This is a genomic window from Oceanobacillus arenosus, from assembly GCF_003369575.1.
Lineage (GTDB): Bacteria > Bacillota > Bacilli > Bacillales > Amphibacillaceae > Oceanobacillus > Oceanobacillus arenosus.
The window spans coordinates 1-20,211 of sequence record NZ_PIOC01000002.1; the positions used below are offsets into that span (position 1 = coordinate 1).

The following is a 20,211-nucleotide window of genomic DNA, read 5'->3' on the forward strand; positions in this document are numbered from 1 at the left end:
TGTTCCCATCCCGAACACAGTAGTTAAGCTCTTCAGCGCCGATGGTAGTTGGGACTTTGTCCCTGCAAGAGTAGGACGCCGCCAGGCTAACAAAAAAGTCTAAGATACAAAACCTGTATCTTAGACTTTTTTATTTAAATCATTATCTGGTCTTAATCATGAATTCTAAGCATATACATAATTGAATAAATCAATATAGTTGCTAATACAATAGTAAAATTACTTGGAACAGAAAGGAATGCAAGCAATTGGACACACTTTTACATGAAGTATTTGGGGATGATTTTCATATTATTATTATTCGTTTACTTATTGCCTTAGTACTGTCAGGTTTAATTGGTTTTGAACGGGAACTGAATAATCACTCCGCTGGTTTTCGAACACACATACTAGTAGGTGTCGGCTCTTGTTTAATGATGTTAATGTCACTATACGGGTTTTCCTCATTTATAGAGGCGTATGATAATGTGCGATTTGATCCAGCACGAATACCATCTTACGTTATAAGTGGCATTGGTTTTCTTGGAGCAGGAACGATTATTGTATATGGAGGTACGATTCGCGGTTTAACTACGGCGGCATCGATTTGGACTGTAGCTGGAATTGGTCTAGTAGTGGGTGTTGGAATGTACGGGGCTGCAATGTTAACAACATTGATTATTTTAGTAAGTTTAATCTTCCTGAACAATTTCGAAAAGCTTCTTCCAAGAATCCATGCTTCCAGTTTCATTGAAATTATTGTCGAACCGGAGTTAGAAATAAAGGACGTTGTTGCAGCGGTTGAGATGTTTGGCGAAAAGGTAAAGAATATCGATATTATTAAAATGGAAAGTGAGATTAGAAAAATACACATTCGATTAATACAGGGGAAGAATGGGGATCGAATTTCCATGATAGATGCGATTTCTAAGATTGATTACGTGAATAATGTTTCTGAACTGGATAAATAGGGAAACACTTTCTTCCATTCCATTGGCTTCAACATTGAAGCTAAACGCAGATTTTCTTAACAAAACCTTACATTAATCACAGTGTAAGGTTTTGTTTTCGTTTTTTTGTCCACACTAGGTTATAAAATCTATTTGCATCTCCATAATAAATGCGTATAATAAGGATATAGTCAAAGATAGTCAAAGTCAAATGATGCAATAAATAATAGACTTACTCATACTAACAAGAGGAGATGGGCAGATGAGTAATATTTCAGATGTTATTGAAGAGTATTTGAAAAGGGTTTTGCAATCAAAGGGGCAAAATGCGATTGAGATTAAGCGAAGTGAAATTGCGGAATTGTTTCAATGTGTTCCTTCCCAAATCAATTATGTAATCAACACGCGTTTTACAATGGAAAAAGGGTATACAGTAGAAAGTAAGCGTGGTGGTGGTGGATATATTCGAATCATTCGAGTAACACACCAGGATAAATCTGAATTAATAGATGAAATCATACAAATGATCAACCCGGTCGTAACCCAGCGCTCGTCAATTGATGTGCTCGAGCGTCTTTTAGAAGAAGAACTTATTTCGGAGCGTGAGGCAAAGCTGATGCTTAGTGCGATTGATCGAAATACACTCGCATTTAAATTGCCGGTCCGTGATGAAGTACGGGCGCGCATTCTAACTGCTATGCTTACACAATTAAAGTATATGTAGATTCTTTATTCTTGCTAAGTATAGTAGCAGAGTATAAGATTTTCTTAACAATGATACAAATAGGTAAGGAGGAGAAGCAGAGTGGAATGTCAAGAGTGCCATGAACGACCAGCCACACTTCATTTTACACAAATAAGTAATGGTGAAAAGACGGAAATTCATGTTTGCGAGGTATGTGCGAAGGAGAAGGGATATTTAACCTATCCGGATGAGGCATATTCGTTTCATCATTTACTAACGGATTTAATTAATTTCAATGCATCTAAAATAGAGAGTGTTGAAAATGACGCATTCAAACAGCAAGCACAGGAATTGACATGTCCACATTGTGGAATGACATTCACCCAGTTTAAGCGGATTGGAAAATTTGGATGTGCATCCTGTTATCATACCTTTTCAACTCGTTTGGATCCTATTTTTCGACGTGCACATGCAGGGAATACGAAACATAATGGAAAGGTTCCGAAACGTACGGGTATTGATTTACAAACAAGGAAACAACTTGAGGACTATAAGAAGGAGCTTCAATACTTAATTGAAACCGAGGCATTTGAAAAGGCGGCAATCATCCGTGATAAAATCAAAGCGCTAGAAAGTAGTTCAAAGAAGTCAGAAGCAGGTGACAAGTCATGAGCTTAGAACACTTTATCGATAATGCAATTAGCCCCTGGATGCGTAATGATGGTCCAGAAAGTGACATCGTTTTAAGTAGCCGAATCCGGTTAGCAAGAAATGTCGCTGATGTATCCTATCCATTGATAGCGGATGAAGAAAAGCTAGAAGAAATTCGTGACTTTTTTCAGGAAAACTATGAACATCAATCATTTCGAAATCATGAGGATTTGGAGTTTATTTCAATAAGTGACCTATCAGCGATTGAAAAGCATGTATTAGTCGAAAAGCACTTAATCAGCCCCCATTTAGTGAAGTATAGTGATGAGGCTGCAGCGCTAATCTCACAAGATGAGCAAATCTCTGTGATGATTAACGAAGAGGATCATCTTCGGATTCAACTCTATTATCCTGGATTACAATTGCGAAATGCACTAGAAGATGCATTTGCACTAGATGATTGGTTGGAGGAAAGAGTGGACTATGCATTTGACGAAACGCGGGGATATTTAACGTGCTGCCCTACAAATGTTGGAACAGGGCTACGTGCTTCGGTTATGATGCATCTACCGGCACTGACGTTGACGAAACAAATTAATCGAATAATACCAGCAATCAACCAGTTAGGTCTCGTGGTAAGAGGCATTTATGGTGAAGGTAGTGAAACGATAGGAAATATATTCCAAGTTTCCAACCAAATTACGCTAGGTAAATCGGAAGAAGATATTGTGAGCGATCTCGAGAGTATTGTGAATCAATTAATTGGACATGAACGGAACGCTCGTAGCATACTTATGAAACAATCTGAATTGACACTAGAAGATCGTATCTATCGTTCTTATGGTGTTTTAGAATATAGTCGCATTATAAATGCAACAGAAGCAGCTAGATGTATCTCAAACGTGCGATTAGGAATAGATTTAGGTATTATTAAACATACATCGAGAAGCATACTTAATGAACTTATGGTACTTATACAACCAGGATTCTTACAGCATTTTGCTAAGAAAAACCTCACAGCTAATGAGTGTGATGTGCTCCGTGCATCACTCATCCGAGAACGATTAGAATTAGAGAAATAGGAGGGAATCAATTATGATGTTTGGACGTTTTACAGAAAGAGCACAGAAAGTATTGGCGCTATCTCAAGAAGAAGCAGTACGCCTTGGACATTCGAATATTGGTACAGAGCACATTCTCTTAGGTCTCGTCCGCGAAGGCGAGGGAATCGCAGCGAAGGCATTGCAATCATTAGGCTTAGAAGTTCCAAAAATCCAAGAAGAAGTGGAAAAGCTGATTGGTACCGGCAAGCAGCAAATGCAATCAATTCATTACACCCCTCGGGCGAAGAAAGTTGTCGAGCTTTCCCAAGATGAAGCAAGAAAGTTAGGGCATTCCTATGTCGGGACAGAGCATATTTTACTCGGATTAATTCGTGAGGGTGAAGGAGTTGCTGCCCGTGTACTTAATAATTTAGGCGTCAGTTTGAATAAGGCGCGTCAGCAAGTACTTCAGCTCTTAGGAAGCAATGAATCACAAGCAGGGCGTCAAGGAAGAAGTGGGCAACAGCAATCAAGCGCAAACACCCCAACACTTGATTCCTTAGCAAGGGATTTAACGCAAAGCGCGAAGGACGGGAAGATTGATCCTGTTATCGGTCGTGCAAAGGAAATTGAGCGTGTGATTCAAATACTTAGTCGCCGTACAAAAAATAACCCGGTACTAATTGGTGAGCCTGGTGTTGGTAAAACGGCGGTTGCTGAAGGACTAGCACAACAAATTATCGACAATGAGGTTCCTGAAACATTACGTGACAAACGCGTAATGACACTTGATATGGGTACAGTCGTTGCAGGTACGAAATATCGCGGTGAATTTGAAGATCGTCTGAAGAAGGTAATGGAGGAAATTCGCCAAGCAGGGAATGTCATATTATTTATTGACGAACTGCATACGCTAATTGGAGCAGGAGGAGCAGAAGGTGCAATTGATGCATCCAATATTTTGAAACCTTCTCTCGCACGCGGCGAATTGCAATGTATTGGTGCGACAACACTTGATGAGTATCGTAAATATATTGAAAAGGATGCAGCATTAGAGCGGAGATTCCAACCAATCACAGTGGATGAGCCAACATTAGAAGAAACAATCGAAATTTTAAATGGCCTTCGTGACCGCTATGAGGCACACCACCGCGTAACGATTACCGATGAAGCGATTGAAGCAGCTGCAACGCTTTCCGATAGATATATTACCGATCGTTTCTTACCGGATAAAGCGATTGACTTAATCGACGAAGCTGGATCGAAAGTCCGCTTGCGTTCTTATACAATTCCGCCAAATTTAAAGGAATTGGAACAAAGGCTTGAAGAAGTACGGAAAGAAAAAGATGCAGCAGTACAAAGTCAGGAATTCGAAAAGGCAGCATCTTTACGTGATTCTGAGCAACGTTTCCGTGAAGAAGTAGAAAAGACCAAACAGGAATGGAAGGAAAAGCAGGGACAAACCGATTCTGAAGTAACGATGGAGGACATCGCAAGTGTCGTATCGATTTGGACTGGAGTTCCTGTTTCCAAGCTAACGAAGGATGAAACGAAACGCCTTCTAAATATGGAAGAAACCTTACACGAACGCGTGATCGGTCAAGAAGAGGCAGTAGATGCAGTAGCCAAAGCAATCCGTAGAGCGCGTGCTGGATTAAAGGATCCAAAACGTCCGATTGGTTCGTTTATCTTCTTAGGACCAACAGGTGTTGGTAAAACAGAACTTGCTCGTGCACTTGCAGAGGTGATGTTCGCTGATGAGGATGCAATGATCCGCATCGACATGTCAGAATATATGGAGCGTCATTCAACATCTCGTCTTGTTGGTTCTCCTCCAGGATATGTAGGATACGATGAAGGTGGTCAGCTAACAGAAAAGGTACGAAGAAAGCCGTATTCTGTTGTACTCCTTGATGAAATTGAGAAGGCACATCCAGAAGTATTTAATATTTTGCTGCAAGTATTAGAGGATGGTCGGTTAACAGATTCGAAGGGTCGTGTCGTTGATTTCCGAAATACAGTGATCATCATGACATCGAATGTTGGGGCAAGTGAATTAAAACAGAATAAATATGTTGGTTTTAACCTTGGCGATGAAACACAAGATTATAAAGATATGAAATCAAAAGTAATGGGTGAATTGAAAAAGGCATTCCGTCCTGAATTCCTAAACCGAATTGATGAAACCATCGTATTCCATTCCTTAGAGAAGAAACATATGAAGAATATTGTAGTATTAATGATCAAGCAATTGCAGAAGCGCTTGAAGGAACAGGACATCGATTTCTCACTTACGGATAAGGCTGTTGAGAAAATTGCCAATGAAGGATTTGATCCTGAATATGGGGCACGACCATTACGTCGTTCCATTCAAAAGAACATCGAGGATTTAATGTCTGAAGAACTTCTTAAAGGAACCATTTCAATTGGTGAAAAAGTAAAAGTCGGACTGAATAACAAAGGAGATTTCATTATCCTAGCATAAATAATCTAAGGCAGATTTCGCATTGTTATTTTGGTAGTTAAGAAAGGTATAGATAAGCTAACTTAATACGAATCCAGATGATTACCATACAAAGCTAGAAGAGATCCATCTTCTAGCTTTTCCTAAAATTCCCTGACTTTTTAACAATAAGCTATTGTAATCAGTAGTCAATACATCAAGTTGTGGCAAAAATTAGGGAAGGCAATGATCAATTTGATAGAATTCTGTAACCTATGAAGCGTAAAAAGGGTTTACAATAGATAGAGAGGAAAGGGACGAGAAATTTGGCAAAGCGTAAAAATAAGTTTGTTTGTCAGGATTGTGGCTATGAATCAGCGAAGTGGATGGGGAAATGCCCTGGTTGTAATAACTGGAATACGATGGTCGAAGAAATTGAGTCAACAACGACTAGAGGCAACCATGTCTTTAAAGGTGTTACGAAGCTGAATAGTAAACCAGAGCGTATTACATCCATTGAATCAGAAAAGGAACCACGTGTGACGACATCGATGAAAGAGTTCAATCGAGTGCTTGGTGGTGGAATCGTTCTTGGCTCCCTTGTGTTAATTGGTGGTGATCCTGGTATTGGTAAATCAACCCTGCTATTACAAATTTCTTCTCAGTTAGCTGAAAAACAGTTGCCAGTCTTATACATATCGGGTGAAGAATCTACTCGTCAGACAAAGCTTAGGGCGGACCGACTTGGAATAAAAGCTGACTTATTATATGTTTTATCTGAAACAAATCTATATGATATTACGAAGCAAATTGAGGAAGTTAAGCCTTCATTTGTTGTGATTGATTCCATTCAAACGATTTATCGCGAGGAAATATCAAGTGCTCCTGGCAGTGTTTCACAAGTTCGAGAATGTACTGGTGAGCTTATGCGGATTGCGAAATCAATGGGCATTCCAATTTTTATTGTTGGCCATGTGACAAAGGAAGGGGCCATTGCTGGACCAAGAATGCTTGAGCATATGGTTGATGCTGTTCTCTACTTTGAAGGGGAAAGGCATCATGTCTACCGGATTTTACGTAGTGTTAAAAATCGTTTTGGTTCCACGAATGAGATGGGTATTTTTGAAATGAAAGAAGAAGGGCTTCGAGAAGTAATGAATCCTTCTGAAATATTCTTGGAAGAGCGTTCAGAAGGGACAGCAGGCTCGACAGTAGTTGCCTCAATGGAGGGAACGAGACCGATTTTGGTTGAAATCCAGGCATTAATATCACCGTCCAGCTTCGGAAACCCACGAAGAATGGCGACAGGAATTGATCATAATCGGGTGCCATTATTGATGGCAGTTTTAGAAAAACGTGTTGGAATGATGTTACAGAATCAGGATGCATATATTAAAGTAACAGGTGGTGTAAAGCTCGATGAACCTGCTATTGATTTAGCACTTGTTGTCAGTATCGCATCAAGCTTCCGTGATCGTTCAACAAGGCCGAATGATATCTTTATTGGCGAGGTCGGTTTAACTGGTGAGATAAGACGTGTTTCTCGCATTGAGCAGCGTGTACAAGAAGCTGCTAAGCTTGGGTTTAAGCGTGTGATTTGCCCAAGGAATAATTTGGAGGGCTGGACGCCACCGAACAATATTCAGGTGATTGGCGTAAGCACGGTTCAAGAGGCGTTAGACGTGGGAATTGAACAGTAAAACGGTTATTATGTTAGAAAATGTAATGCAATAGTTTCCATGTTATGATTAAATCATCGTTTTCTCCCTTTTCTAAAGGTTAATTTATAAAAATAAGGCAATAATAAAGAATGGAGGTGATAATGGTGCTAAAAATAATCGTGAATCTATTTTTTATTGTTCTTGGAGCAACAGTAGGGTATTTATATGTTCCAAACATTTTTAGTTTATTAGGTGTTTCATTAGATAGTTGGTTCACATCACCATATGTGGGCATGGTATTAGGTGCAATCGTATTCTTTCTTATCTCTTATTGGTTGACGGACTATATTGTAAACTTCTTAAAATGGATAGAGGATGCACTTATAAAAATTCCAGCAATCGATTTAATGTTTGGTAGTTTAGGTTTGATTATCGGATTAGTTATTGCATACTTCTTTACAATGCCATTACAAGATATTCGTATTGAAATTATCTCGCAAATCTTACCGCTCTTTATTACCATTTTACTCGGTTACTTTGGATTTCAAGTTGGTTTCCGACGGAGAGATGAATTCTTCAATCTATTAAAAACGAATAAGAAAGAAAAACGAAAAGCTGCAGATGGTCAGGATGTAGAAGAAATTGCTAGCTCAAGGGCAAAAATATTAGATACTAGTGTAATCATCGATGGGCGTATCGCTGATATTTGTCAAACGAACTTCTTAGAAGGGACGCTCATAATTCCGCAATTTGTTTTAGGAGAGTTACAGCATATTGCCGATTCTTCAGATGCTTTAAAGCGAAATCGTGGTCGTCGTGGATTGGATGTCTTAAATCGAATTCAAAAGGACTTACCAATCAAAGTAGAGATTTATGATGGTGATTTTGAGGAGATTCAGGAAGTAGATAGTAAGTTAATTAAGCTCGCAAAAGTAATCAATGGGATTGTTGTAACAAATGACTTTAATCTAAATAAAGTATGTGATCTTCAAGGTGTGAGCGTACTAAATATTAATGATTTAGCCAATGCAGTGAAGCCTGTTGTATTACCGGGAGAAGAATTAGTCGTACAAGTAATTAAGGATGGGAAAGAGCATAATCAAGGAGTCGCATATTTAGATGATGGCACGATGATTGTTGTCGAAGAAGGCAGGGACTATATCGGTCAAACGATTGAAGTTCTAATTACGAGTGTATTGCAAACATCTGCGGGTCGAATGATTTTTGCAAAACCAAAATTACTTGAAAAAGCGCAGTAAAAAGGGTATAACTTATAGAGGATAGAGTATTAAAGTGATAACAGAATATGTTATCACTTTTCTTATTAATAGTTAAAACTGGATACATGAAGCAAGCACAAAATGAATCAATCGAAACACCTCAGGCGTAGAGGTTATGAATAGAAAGGGGAAACACCATGACAAATGAAGTTCGTGTACGATATGCTCCAAGCCCAACAGGCCATTTGCACATCGGTAACGCAAGAACAGCACTTTTTAATTATTTATATGCAAAACACTTTGATGGGAAATTTATTGTTCGGGTAGAGGATACCGACGATAAACGTAATGTTGAAGGTGGAGAGGAAAGTCAGAACACATTCCTGAAATGGCTTGGCATCGAATGGGACGAGGGAGCAGATATTGGCGGAGAATACGGTCCGTATCGTCAAACAGAGCGACTTGATATTTATCAAAAATATACGGACGAGCTTCTTGAAAGAGGCCTTGCATATAAAGACTATATGACGGAGGAAGAGCTTGAAGCAGAGCGTGATGAACAAAAAGCCAATGGACAAACACCTAAATATTCTGGTGCACACCGCGATTTAACAGCAGAACAAATTGCTGCTTTTGAAGCGGAAGGTAGAAAGCCTAGTATTCGTTTCCGTGTTCCAGATAACAAAACATATACATTCCAGGATATCGTTCGTGGAGAAATCTCATTTGAGTCAAGCGACTTCGGTGACTGGGTAATGGTGAAGCAAAATGGCATTCCGACTTACAATTTTGCTGTTGCAATCGATGATCATCTAATGGAAATTTCCCATGTTCTTCGCGGGGAAGAGCATATTTCCAATACACCGAAGCAAATGATGATTTATGATGCATTCGGCTGGACTGCACCACAATATGGTCATATGACGTTAATCCTAAATGAAGAACGGAAGAAATTAAGTAAACGGGATAACCATGTCGTTCAATTTATTGAGCAATACAAAGATTTAGGGTATTTGCCTGAAGCGATGTTCAACTTTATTTCTTTACTTGGCTGGTCACCTGTTGGCGAGGAGGAAATCTTTGATCAAGAAACATTGATTGAAATTTTTGATCCAGAACGCTTATCTACATCTGCAGCAATTTTTGATCAACAAAAATTAAAATGGATGAACAATGAATACATTAAGAAAGCTGATTACAGCAAAGTCATTGAACTCACAATGCCATACTTAGTAGAAGCAGGGAAATTACCAGCGGATATGGATGATGATAAGCGCACTTGGGCAGAGAATATGATTTCTTTATATCGTGACCAATTACGATATGGTAAGGAAATCGTTGAGCTAACGGATCTGTTCTTCAATGACCATATTGAACTTGATGAAGCATCATTGGAAGTGTTAAAAGAAGAACAAGTGCCAGAAGTATTACAAGTATTCGCGGACAAGTTAATCCATTTGGATGATTTCACGAAGGACTCAATTAAAGCACAGTTTAAGGCGACCCAAAAGGAAACTGGTCATCGTGGGAAGAAACTATTCATGCCCATCCGAATCGCGACAACAGGACAAATGCATGGCCCTGAACTTCCGTTTGCAATTGAGCTATTAGGAAAAGAAGTTATCCTGGCACGTTTAGATAAGGTGCTAAAACAATTAGGAGCTTAAGTGTTCACATTTAGGCAATTGTATAATATAGTATTAATAAGCAAATGAAGTCCATCGTCATATGTGGATAAAGATGAACGTTGAAAAGGGAAAGTAGAAAATGATTAGCTTATCCAGAGAGAATCACCGTGGCTGTGAGTGATTCTAGGCGTCATTTTTGAAGTGCCCCTTAGAGTCTGTTATGGAAAATACAGTATATAACAGCGGTTCTCTACCGTTATTAGAGCACAAGTTGGGAAGTATTACTTTTCCAAACAGAGTGGGACCGCGTGCGAAGCGTCTCTGTGTATTGATTACACAGGGACGCTTTTTTTAATTCCGATAATTCTAGTAGTAATTAAACGCCATTAGGTTGCAATGTCTATTATTTCTTGGTAGGTAAGAAAGTATATCGACTTTTTTACTACATAAGTGCAACTAAAGCTGTCACCGAAAGGCTTTGTGACAACCAAGTTTTCTAATTATCCAAGGGGGGGAGTAGAATCATGGGGATTTTCAAAAGGATGAAAGAGGACATGGATGTGGTGTTTGAACAGGACCCGGCTGCTAGAACCTATTTTGAAGTGTTCTTAACCTATTCCGGTGTGCACGCTGTTTGGAACCACCGAATAGCCCATGCCTTTTATAAAAGGAAATTATTCTTTATTGCTAGAGTAATATCGCAGGTTAGTCGCTTTTTTACTGGAATTGAAATCCACCCAGGGGCAGTAATTGGCAGACGGTTATTTATCGACCATGGCATGGGTGTCGTCATTGGCGAAACATGCGAAATTGGTGATAATGTTACAATCTTCCAAGGTGTTACATTAGGTGGAACAGGGAAGGAAAAAGGTAAACGTCACCCAACAGTCAAGGACAATGCGCTGATTTCTACTGGTGCGAAGGTGCTTGGGGCAATAACCATCGGGGAGAGCTCCAAAGTTGGTGGTGGTGCTGTCGTTATTAAGGATGTCCCAGATCATTCAACGGTTGTAGGTATACCGGGAAGGGTCGTCGTGCAAAATGGAGAAAGGGTAAGGACAGATTTGGATCATCATAAGATACCCGATCCAGTAGCAGATCGTTGCAAAGAATTGCAGCAGGAGATTGATCAACTAAAGATAGAAATCGATAGGCTGAAAGAAGGGAAGACGGATTATGTCAATAACAGTTTATAATACATTAACCCGAGACAAGGAGGAATTCAAACCACTGGTTGAGGGAAAAGTTAGTATGTATGTGTGCGGACCAACCGTTTACAACTATATCCATATTGGTAATGCTCGTCCTGCAATTGTATTTGATACGGTAAGACGGTATTTTGAATACAAGGGATATGTGGTCGACTATGTACTTAATTTCACCGATGTTGACGACAAAATCATTAAAACAGCAAATGAAGCGGGTGCCCGAGTCCCAGAGATTGCAGATAAATACATTGATGCTTATTTAGAGGATGTCGCTGCATTAGGGGTTAAGAAGGCAACGGTTAATCCACGTGTAATGGAGTCAATGGAAGATATTATTCGCTTTATTGAAGTGCTTGTTAATAAAGGATATGCATACGAGGCAGAAGGCGATGTATACTTTAAACCACGTGCATTTGCAGGATATGGGAAACTATCCCATCAGTCTATCGATGAATTACGCTCGGGCGCCAGGATTCAAATCGGCGAAAAGAAAGAAGACCCGCTTGACTTCGCCCTATGGAAGCAGGCGAAGGATGGTGAAATTTCTTGGGACTCCCCGTGGGGTAAAGGCCGACCTGGATGGCATATTGAATGCTCGACAATGGTGAAGAAGTACCTTGGCGATACAATTGATATTCATGCTGGTGGACAGGATTTAACCTTTCCACATCATGAAAATGAAATCGCCCAGTCAGAAGCGATGACGGGACACTCATTTGCAAACTACTGGATGCATAATGGTTATATTAATATCAATAATGAAAAGATGTCGAAATCTCTTGGGAATTTTGTTTTGGCACGTGATTTAATTGAAAAGCATGACCCACAGGTTTTAAGATTCTTTATGCTGAGTGTACATTACCGTAATCCGATTAATTTTACAGAAGAGTTATTGGAAAATGCGAAGAATGGATTTGACCGAGTTAAAACGGCATACCAAAACCTTGAGCATCGAAAAGCTTCAAGTACGAATCTAGCTGGGAATGAAGAAGAATGGTTAACAAAGATTGACGTATTAAAACGGCAGTTTGAAGTAGCGATGGATGATGATTTCAATACGGCAAATGCTATTTCTATCTTATTCGACTTGGCGAAAGAAGCAAATGTGTATTTACAATCGAAGCAGACGACGATTCAAGTGATCGATGCATTTCAGGAGAAGATCAAGCTATTCTTGCAAATTCTTGGTATCAATGTGAACGAAGAGAAGGATTTACTAGATGAGGATATCGAGGCACTAATCGTGGAGCGGAACGAAGCAAGAAAGAATCGAAACTTTGCACGTGCAGATGAGATAAGGGATTTATTGAAGGACCAGCATATTGTTTTGGAAGATACTGCTCAAGGGGTCCGCTGGAAAAGGGGCTAACAATGGAATTGGAAGTAAAACAAATGAAAAGTTTAGCGCTCGCGTACATGGGGGATGCCATTTATGAAGTCTATGTACGTGAGTACTTATTAAATAAAGGTGAAGTTAAACCAAATCAGCTCCATAATCACGCGGTTCAGTTTGTAGCGGGGAAAGCGCAAGCAGCTGTCGTTTTACACTTCTTAGAGATTGGCATTCTTTCGGAAGAAGAGAGACGTGTCGTAGCACGAGGAAGAAATGCTAAATCTGGATCGATTCCGAAGAATATTAGTGTGCAAACCTATCGTTACAGCACTGCATTTGAAGCGTTAATCGGCTATCATTATTTATTGAAAAATGAAGCTCGATTAGCAGAATTATTACAACTATCGGTAGCATTTATCGAAGAAAGGAGTGTATAAGATGGAAATCGAACAGGAAATTATCATCGGGAAAAATCCGGTAATGGAGGCATTACGATCTGGCAGGTCTGTGAATAAAGTGCTTGTACTTGAGCATTTAAATGCGCAGACACAGGGAAAGCTTCACCAGTTAGCGAAGGAAGCTGGAACGATTGTGCAGAAGGTACCAAAGTCCAAACTGGATCAGTTATCAGATGGCAATCATCAAGGGGTAATTGCCTATGTTGCTTCTTATGAATATGCATCATTAGATGATTTGTTTAGAAATGCAGAGCAAAAAGCGGAGGATCCCTTTTTCATTATTTTGGACGAGCTGGAGGATCCACATAATCTAGGCTCTATCTTACGGACAGCTGATGCTACAGGAGTGCATGGTGTCATTATTCCAAAGCGTAGATCGGTAGGATTAACGGCTACTGTTGCCAAGACTGCTGCAGGTGCAATCGAGCATATCCCGGTTGCGAGAGTGACGAATATCGCCAATACGATTGATGAATTGAAGGAAAGAAATATCTGGGTTGTTGGCACTGAAGCGGAAGCAACGGAGGATTATCGAAGGCTTGATGGTACCATGCCGATTGCGTTAGTAATTGGCAACGAAGGGAAAGGAATTAGTCGGTTAGTACGTAAAAAGTGTGATTGGACGGTTAGTCTGCCAATGAAGGGCGAGGTATCGTCTTTGAATGCATCCGTAGCTTGTAGCTTGCTACTCTATGAGGTCTATCGTAAGCGGTATCCACTCGGTGAAGCATAATGGTCGTACTTGTAGTTGATGGATACAATATCATTGGGGCATGGGATGAATTGCAGCGACTAAAAGAAAAGGAAATTGGTGAGGCCCGTGAACGGCTAATTCAATTAATGGCAGAATATCAAGCATATTCAGGGCATCGAGTGATTGTTGTATTCGATGCCTATTATGTAAAAGGGACAGAGAGCAAGCTGAACCAATACAAAGTTGACATCATTTACACAAAGGAAAAGGAAACAGCCGATGAATGCATTGAAAAGCTAGTAAAAAAAATAAAAAATGTGAAGACACAGGTATATGTTGCGACTTCAGATTATGCGGAGCAACGTACGATATTTGGACAAGGTGCGCTTCGGAAGTCGGCAAGGGAACTATACATTGAGCTCAAAGATATTGAACGGGAAATTGAATCCGAGATTGTCCACCATCAACAAATAAAGCCACAAACGAAAATAGAATTAGATCAAGAGACCTTAGCTAAATTTGAAAAAATGAGACGAGGGGAATTATAGTTTACCCGTTAATTTCCATACGTCACTACACAGACACTTCCAGTTTTGTATATTGGGATTGACGATAAATGTTAGACTTTTCCCAATTAAGTAATGAAATATGCGTCATCTTGTATTGACGTTCTTCAAATTGGTCCTGTATAATGACGTTACAGTGATGGAACGGTAATTGGAGGGGGCTTCATGAACGTTAGTCAACTTGATCTAGATAAACAGGATCTAAAGAGCCTGAACGATAATGAAATTTTGCATTTGATTCATCATGGGAATAACCATGCACTAGACTATTTAATACATAAATACCGGAATTTTGTGCGCGCGAAAGCAAGAACCTATTTTTTAATTGGGGCCGACAAAGAGGATATTATTCAAGAAGGAATGATAGGTCTGTATAAGGCGATTCGCGATTTCGATGCAGACAAGCTATCCTCCTTTAAAGCATTTGCAGAGTTATGCATTACAAGACAAATTATTACCGCAATTAAAACCGCAACAAGGCAGAAGCATATCCCACTAAATTCATATGTGTCACTAGATAAGCCTATTTATGATGAAGACTCGGAACGAACATTATTAGATATTATTGCTGAATCAAGGTCGGTTGACCCGCAGGAACTACTTGTAAACCGCGAGAAAATGAGTGATATTGAGCTGCAATTATCGGAATTATTAAGCGAGTTAGAGCGAGAAGTGCTCCAATTATATGTCGATGGATGCACCTATCAAGAGATTTCGGTCGAATTAAAAAGACATGTGAAATCAATTGATAACGCCTTACAGCGGGTGAAACGTAAATTGGAGCAGCTGCTAGAAGTGAATGAAGCGAAATCGCAATAGCCTATCAACCAGAAAGTATCTTTATATTGCATTGACATGAGAAGTAGAAACATGCTACATTATATGTGGAAAAAACCTCTTATAATGGGGTGGTAGAATGAGTAATAACATAACTTTGGCGTGCGCAATTTGTTTAAGTAGAAACTATTCGACAAATAAAAATGTATCCACACAATCTACACGTTTAGAAGTACGCAAATTTTGCAAAACATGTGGGAAACATACATTGCATCGCGAAACGAAATAAAGTGTGATTTCATCTGGGGCGCTTTCTGCAAATCAAGCGATATATCCCTTCAAAAATAGTGAAATACTACTGCAAAATTGCTAGTTTTATGCGGAATAAATGTACATTTAGGTAGAGTTTGGAGGGCACAAGCGTGTTTAAGTTTTTTAAAAATGTTTCAAAGGAAATGAAGAAGGTCAGCTGGCCAAAAGGCAAGGAATTAAGAAATTATACGGTTATTGTTATATCGACAGTTGTATTTGTAGCGTTATTCTTCATGGTAGTTGATATGGGGATTTCATTTATTTTGAATTCTTTTTTTGAATAATTTATTTTAATTATGCTATAATGGTATAAAAATACGCCTTTTTTGAAAAAAACCCGCCAAAACGGGTTTTTTAATATTGGCAGAAAGAAAGTATATCCATATTTCTTTCTGCATAAGTGCAACTACTGGAATCCGCCTAAAGGCTTGGAGGATTGCCAAGTTTTCTAGGACACTATTTGCGGCGAACGTTCGATGAAGGATAAAATAACTCTTTTAAAGGGAGGGAAGGGCAAGCGAATTGTCCTATATATAATGGAAAAAAATTGGTATGTTGTTCATACGTACTCTGGATATGAAAACAAAGTAAAAATGAATTTGGAAAAACGGGTGGAAACGATGGGGATGGAGGACAAGATCTTCCGTGTACTCGTTCCAGAAGAAGAAGAGACAGAAATAAAGAATGGCAAGAAGAAGGTCATGAAGAAGAAATTCTTCCCTGGGTATGTATTAACAGAAATGATTATGACAGATGATTCATGGTATGTTGTGCGCAATACTCCTGGTGTGACTGGATTTGTTGGTTCAAGTGGTCACGGTGCAAAACCTACGCCATTATTACCAGATGAAGTAGATACCCTTCTCAAACGAATGGGAATGGAATCACAGAAGGTTCAAATTGACTTCGAACTGAAAGAAAATGTTCGCGTTAAAGAAGGGCCATTCTCTGACTTCACAGGATCAATCGAGCATATTGATTTAGATAAGCAAAAAGTGAAGGTGCATGTAAATATGTTTGGCAGAGAAACACCGGTCGAACTAGATTTTGCGCAAATAGAAAAACTAGGCTAATCAACCAGACTAGTTTCGAGTGTTTTCCAGGCTACCATAGGAATGTTAATTATGAGAGCAATAATTTTTTCTGAAAGAATTAATTCAACTCCTTGCATATAATTGATATTCATGGTAAAATTCTTTTGTTATTCATGTTCTGTTATAAGGACATTTGTAAATATGAGTGGGAGGGATCCATTGGTACCCCTATTACCACATCACGGACTTTAAGGAGGTGTGTCTCGTGGCTAAAAAAGTAATCAAATTAGTAAAATTACAAATTCCAGCTGGTAAAGCAAACCCAGCGCCGCCAGTAGGACCAGCATTAGGTCAAGCAGGTGTTAATATCATGGGATTCTGTAAAGAGTTCAATGCACGTACACAAGATCAAGCGGGCCTAATTATCCCTGTTGAAATTACGGTATTTGAAGACCGTTCATTTACATTTATTACAAAGACTCCACCAGCAGCTGTTCTATTGAAGAAAGCAGCAGGTATTGAGTCTGGTTCAGGTGAACCGAACAAGAACAAAGTTGCTACTGTAAAACGTGATAAAGTGAAAGAAATCGCAGAAACTAAAATGCCAGATTTAAACGCCGCTGATGTAGAAGCAGCGATGCGCATGGTTGAAGGAACTGCACGTAGCATGGGAATTACAATCGAAGACTAATTTACAATACGGCAATGGTTGCGGATGGGAACTGACGCAACCTTTTTCGTGAATGCGATAGACCAATAATGGTTTATTGCATGCTTTAATAAAGGCGCCTGCGCTTTTATAAGTGGGAGGTATTACCGTTATAACCACAATAGAGGAGGAAATAAAATGGCTAAAAGAGGTAAAAAACATCAAGAAGCTACAAAGCTTGTTGATCGCACAAAATCATATGAAGTAAAAGAAGCTATTGCATTAGCTAAACAAACAGCTAAAGCTAACTTCGACGAAACGGTCGAAGCTGCATTCCGTTTAGGAGTAGATCCTAAGAAGGCAGATCAACAAATCCGTGGTGCTTTCGTATTGCCGCATGGTACTGGTAAAACACAACGTGTACTAGTATTCGCAAAAGGTGAGAAAGCAAAAGAAGCAGAAGCTGCCGGAGCAGATTATGTTGGTGAAGGAGAATACATTGACAAGATTAACCAAGGTTGGTTCGAGTTTGATGTAATTGTTGCTACACCTGACATGATGGCTGAAGTAGGGAAGCTTGGCCGAGTTCTTGGACCAAAAGGCTTAATGCCAAATCCAAAGACTGGAACAGTTACATTTGATGTAGAAAAAGCTGTTAACGATATTAAAGCTGGTAAAGTTGAATATCGTGTAGACAAACAATCTAACATTCATGTTCCAATCGGAAAAATTTCATTTGATGATGAAAAATTAGTTGAAAACTTCGTGGCATTAACAGAACAACTTGTGAAAGTTAAGCCACAAACTGCAAAAGGAATATACATGAAGAATGTTTCTATCGCTTCAACAATGGGACCTGGAATCAAAGTTGACGTTTCAAGTATCTAATTAACAAGAGCAGAAGCGCCTGTTTAGCGATGTACGGTGCTCGTGGTTGCCACGTGAATAGAAATAGGGATTTTCTATATATTTTTATTCTAATTAAAGGCGTTGACATTTCGGAACTAATCCGATATAATAATGTCCGTTGATTAAAAAAATACGTTATACCGCAGACAGTAGGGACCCTAGAGGTTTAATAATCCTGCCGAGGTGTTTATAAAGCAGTCGATAAGATTATCGTTTGTTATATAAAGCTCCTATGTCGACATGGGAGCTTTTTACTATATTGCTTACTCAGCTTAAGCTTATTGTAGCTCACCAAAGTGCTTGCGCTTTTTGACCGGTGTAATGATGTAATATTAATGGGAGGTGGAATAATGGCTAATCTTAAGATTGTAGAAAAGAAACAACAACTTGTTGAAGAAATCACAACTAAATTCCGTGAAAGTCAAACATCAGTAGTTGTTGACTATCGTGGATTAAGCGTTGCTGAATTAACAATACTTCGTAAACAATTACGTGACGAAGGCATTGAATTCAAAGTATACAAGAACTCTATGAGTCGTCGTGCTGCAGAAGCTGCAGAACTTGGAGAAATTAACGATACTTTAGTTGGGCCTACAGCTATTGCGTTTAGTAATAATGATGTTGTAGCTCCAGCAAGAATCCTTAATAATTTCGCAAAGACTAACGAGAACTTAGAAATCAAAGGTGGCGTAATTGAAGGTAAGGTTGCAACGTTGGATCAAATCAAAGAACTTGCAGATCTTCCAAATTACGAAGGTATGGTTTCAATGTTGCTTAGCGTGCTTCAAGCACCTATCCGTAACTTTGCTTACGTTACAAAAGCAATTGCAGAGCAAAAAGAAGAACAAGGTGCATAATAGCTTATCCCTTGCATGTTAATACAAAAAATGAAAATTAAATTAGGAGGAAATATATCATGACTAAAGAAGAAATGATTGGCGCGATCAAAGAAATGTCCGTTTTAGAATTAAACGACTTAGTTAAAGCAATCGAAGAAGAATTTGGAGTAACAGCTGCTGCACCAGTTGCAGTTGCAGGCGGAGCTGCTGGTGGAGCTGCTGCAGAAGAACAAACTGAATTTGACGTAGTACTTGCTGGTGTTGGTGACGCGAAGATTAAAGTTGTTAAAGCTGTTCGTGAAATCACTGGTCTTGGACTTAAAGATGCTAAAGAATTAGTAGATAACGCACCTAAAGCAATCAAAGAAGGCGTATCTAAAGAAGAAGCAGAAGAAATGAAAGCTAAACTTGAAGAAGTTGGCGCAAGCGTAGAAGTTAAATAATTTAGAATACTATTAATAACTGGAGCTCGTCGTATTACGACTGAGCTCTTTTCAACTACCGAGGAGCATATGCTCTTTGATAACTTCAATTATTACATGTTAAAGTAGGTGCCCAAATGTCTGAGCATTACTTTTCTCAACAACCTCAATCTAAAAGCACACCAAAGACTTGGAAATACAATTTAAGAGAGAAAGAATATAGATTCACCAGTGATGTTGGCGTATTCTCCAAAAACGAAGTTGATTTCGGATCAAGATTACTAATCGAGCGATTTAGGGAGCCAAGAGTTACGGGTGATTTCTTAGATTTGGGCTGTGGTTATGGGCCGATTGGGATTTCCTTGGCTGATAGTTTTGGGGAGAGAAATGTTGTGATGGTGGATGTAAACCAACGTGCATTAGCGTTAGCAGAGCAGAATGCTGTTGCGAATCATGTTGGAAATATCGAGATCATTCAAAGCGATCGTCTATCTAATTTGATTAATCGTTCCTTTGCGTCAATTATAACAAACCCACCAATAAGAGCGGGTAAACAGATTGTTCATAGTATGTTTGAAGAATCATATGCAGCGCTAGTGCCGCGCGGAGAGTTATGGGTGGTCATCCAGAAGAAACAAGGTGCACCATCAGCGAAAGTAAAATTAGAAAGTCTATTTGGTGAAGTAGAAGTGGTTAAGAAGGATAAGGGATATTATATATTACGAGCTTTAAAAATTTGACCTATTAAAA

Annotated in this window: 22 protein-coding genes, 1 rRNA gene and 2 other annotated features; all 23 genes read left to right on the forward strand. The window is 39.2% G+C overall.

Features of this window, described 5'->3' with window-relative positions:
* Positions 1-87: ribosomal RNA gene (rrf, locus tag CWR48_RS01850) — 5S ribosomal RNA — on the forward strand; the annotation flags it as partial.
* A 161-nt stretch (positions 88-248) separates the two neighbouring features.
* Entirely contained in the window at positions 249-950 is a 702-nt protein-coding gene (locus CWR48_RS01855) for an MgtC/SapB family protein (RefSeq protein ID WP_115771350.1), read from the forward strand.
* Between the two features lie 241 nt (positions 951-1,191).
* A complete protein-coding gene (locus tag CWR48_RS01860; RefSeq protein WP_115771351.1) occupies positions 1,192-1,653 on the forward strand; it encodes a CtsR family transcriptional regulator in 462 nt (153 codons plus the stop codon).
* An 81-nt stretch (positions 1,654-1,734) separates the two neighbouring features.
* A complete protein-coding gene (gene mcsA / locus CWR48_RS01865) occupies positions 1,735-2,286 on the forward strand; it encodes a protein-arginine kinase activator protein McsA (protein WP_115771352.1) in 552 nt (183 codons plus the stop codon).
* A complete protein-coding gene (gene mcsB, locus CWR48_RS01870) occupies positions 2,283-3,347 on the forward strand; it encodes a protein-arginine kinase McsB (protein WP_115771353.1) in 1,065 nt (354 codons plus the stop codon). Before mcsA ends, mcsB begins: the two co-directional genes overlap by 4 nt.
* A 13-nt stretch (positions 3,348-3,360) precedes the next feature.
* Positions 3,361-5,793 carry an ATP-dependent protease ATP-binding subunit ClpC gene (clpC, locus tag CWR48_RS01875; RefSeq protein ID WP_115771354.1) on the forward strand — a complete coding sequence of 811 codons (2,433 nt, stop codon included), beginning with the start codon at positions 3,361-3,363 and terminating at the stop codon, positions 5,791-5,793.
* 284 nt (positions 5,794-6,077) lie between these two features.
* The gene (gene radA / locus CWR48_RS01880; protein ID WP_115771355.1) at positions 6,078-7,451 is read left to right on the forward strand and encodes a DNA repair protein RadA; all 1,374 of its coding nucleotides are present in this window, start codon (positions 6,078-6,080) and stop codon (positions 7,449-7,451) included.
* A 125-nt stretch (positions 7,452-7,576) separates the two neighbouring features.
* The gene (locus CWR48_RS01885; RefSeq protein ID WP_115771454.1) at positions 7,577-8,671 is read left to right on the forward strand and encodes a PIN/TRAM domain-containing protein; all 1,095 of its coding nucleotides are present in this window, start codon (positions 7,577-7,579) and stop codon (positions 8,669-8,671) included.
* A gap of 158 nt (positions 8,672-8,829) precedes the next feature.
* On the forward strand, positions 8,830-10,299 hold the full coding sequence (gltX, locus tag CWR48_RS01890) for a glutamate--tRNA ligase (RefSeq protein WP_115771356.1): 1,470 nt from the start codon (positions 8,830-8,832) through the stop codon (positions 10,297-10,299).
* Positions 10,300-10,370: 71 nt separating this feature from the next.
* Positions 10,371-10,586, forward strand: a binding site (T-box leader).
* 198 nt (positions 10,587-10,784) lie between these two features.
* Complete coding sequence (gene cysE, locus CWR48_RS01895) at positions 10,785-11,456, forward strand: serine O-acetyltransferase (protein WP_115771357.1); 672 nt, start codon at positions 10,785-10,787, stop codon at positions 11,454-11,456.
* Positions 11,437-12,837 (forward strand): cysteine--tRNA ligase, encoded by a 1,401-nt coding sequence (cysS, locus tag CWR48_RS01900; protein WP_115771358.1) that lies wholly within the window; start codon positions 11,437-11,439, stop codon positions 12,835-12,837. Before cysE ends, cysS begins: the two co-directional genes overlap by 20 nt.
* 2 nt (positions 12,838-12,839) lie before the next feature.
* On the forward strand, positions 12,840-13,238 hold the full coding sequence (locus tag CWR48_RS01905; protein ID WP_115771359.1) for a Mini-ribonuclease 3: 399 nt from the start codon (positions 12,840-12,842) through the stop codon (positions 13,236-13,238).
* A gap of 7 nt (positions 13,239-13,245) precedes the next feature.
* On the forward strand, positions 13,246-13,992 hold the full coding sequence (gene rlmB / locus CWR48_RS01910; RefSeq protein ID WP_115771455.1) for a 23S rRNA (guanosine(2251)-2'-O)-methyltransferase RlmB: 747 nt from the start codon (positions 13,246-13,248) through the stop codon (positions 13,990-13,992).
* Positions 13,992-14,501, forward strand: a complete 510-nt coding sequence (locus tag CWR48_RS01915) for an NYN domain-containing protein (protein WP_115771360.1) — start codon at positions 13,992-13,994, stop codon at positions 14,499-14,501. The genes rlmB and CWR48_RS01915 overlap by 1 nt, the downstream gene beginning before the upstream one ends.
* Positions 14,502-14,684: 183 nt before the next feature.
* Complete coding sequence (gene sigH / locus CWR48_RS01920) at positions 14,685-15,338, forward strand: RNA polymerase sporulation sigma factor SigH (protein WP_115771361.1); 654 nt, start codon at positions 14,685-14,687, stop codon at positions 15,336-15,338.
* A gap of 97 nt (positions 15,339-15,435) precedes the next feature.
* A complete protein-coding gene (gene rpmG / locus CWR48_RS01925; protein WP_115771362.1) occupies positions 15,436-15,585 on the forward strand; it encodes a 50S ribosomal protein L33 in 150 nt (49 codons plus the stop codon).
* Positions 15,586-15,718: 133 nt separating this feature from the next.
* On the forward strand, positions 15,719-15,892 hold the full coding sequence (gene secE / locus CWR48_RS01930; protein WP_115771363.1) for a preprotein translocase subunit SecE: 174 nt from the start codon (positions 15,719-15,721) through the stop codon (positions 15,890-15,892).
* Positions 15,893-16,144: 252 nt separating this feature from the next.
* On the forward strand, positions 16,145-16,681 hold the full coding sequence (gene nusG / locus CWR48_RS01935) for a transcription termination/antitermination protein NusG (protein WP_115771364.1): 537 nt from the start codon (positions 16,145-16,147) through the stop codon (positions 16,679-16,681).
* A gap of 226 nt (positions 16,682-16,907) precedes the next feature.
* Positions 16,908-17,333, forward strand: a complete 426-nt coding sequence (gene rplK / locus CWR48_RS01940; RefSeq protein WP_147294831.1) for a 50S ribosomal protein L11 — start codon at positions 16,908-16,910, stop codon at positions 17,331-17,333.
* 156 nt (positions 17,334-17,489) lie between these two features.
* On the forward strand, positions 17,490-18,179 hold the full coding sequence (rplA, locus tag CWR48_RS01945) for a 50S ribosomal protein L1 (RefSeq protein ID WP_114914877.1): 690 nt from the start codon (positions 17,490-17,492) through the stop codon (positions 18,177-18,179).
* A 143-nt stretch (positions 18,180-18,322) separates the two neighbouring features.
* Positions 18,323-18,463, forward strand: a sequence feature (ribosomal protein L10 leader region).
* An 87-nt stretch (positions 18,464-18,550) separates the two neighbouring features.
* Positions 18,551-19,057 carry a 50S ribosomal protein L10 gene (rplJ, locus tag CWR48_RS01950; RefSeq protein WP_115771365.1) on the forward strand — a complete coding sequence of 169 codons (507 nt, stop codon included), beginning with the start codon at positions 18,551-18,553 and terminating at the stop codon, positions 19,055-19,057.
* Between the two features lie 59 nt (positions 19,058-19,116).
* Positions 19,117-19,482 carry a 50S ribosomal protein L7/L12 gene (rplL, locus tag CWR48_RS01955; protein ID WP_115771366.1) on the forward strand — a complete coding sequence of 122 codons (366 nt, stop codon included), beginning with the start codon at positions 19,117-19,119 and terminating at the stop codon, positions 19,480-19,482.
* Between the two features lie 116 nt (positions 19,483-19,598).
* A complete protein-coding gene (locus tag CWR48_RS01960) occupies positions 19,599-20,201 on the forward strand; it encodes a class I SAM-dependent methyltransferase (RefSeq protein ID WP_115771367.1) in 603 nt (200 codons plus the stop codon).
* Positions 20,202-20,211: the final 10 nt, after the last annotated feature.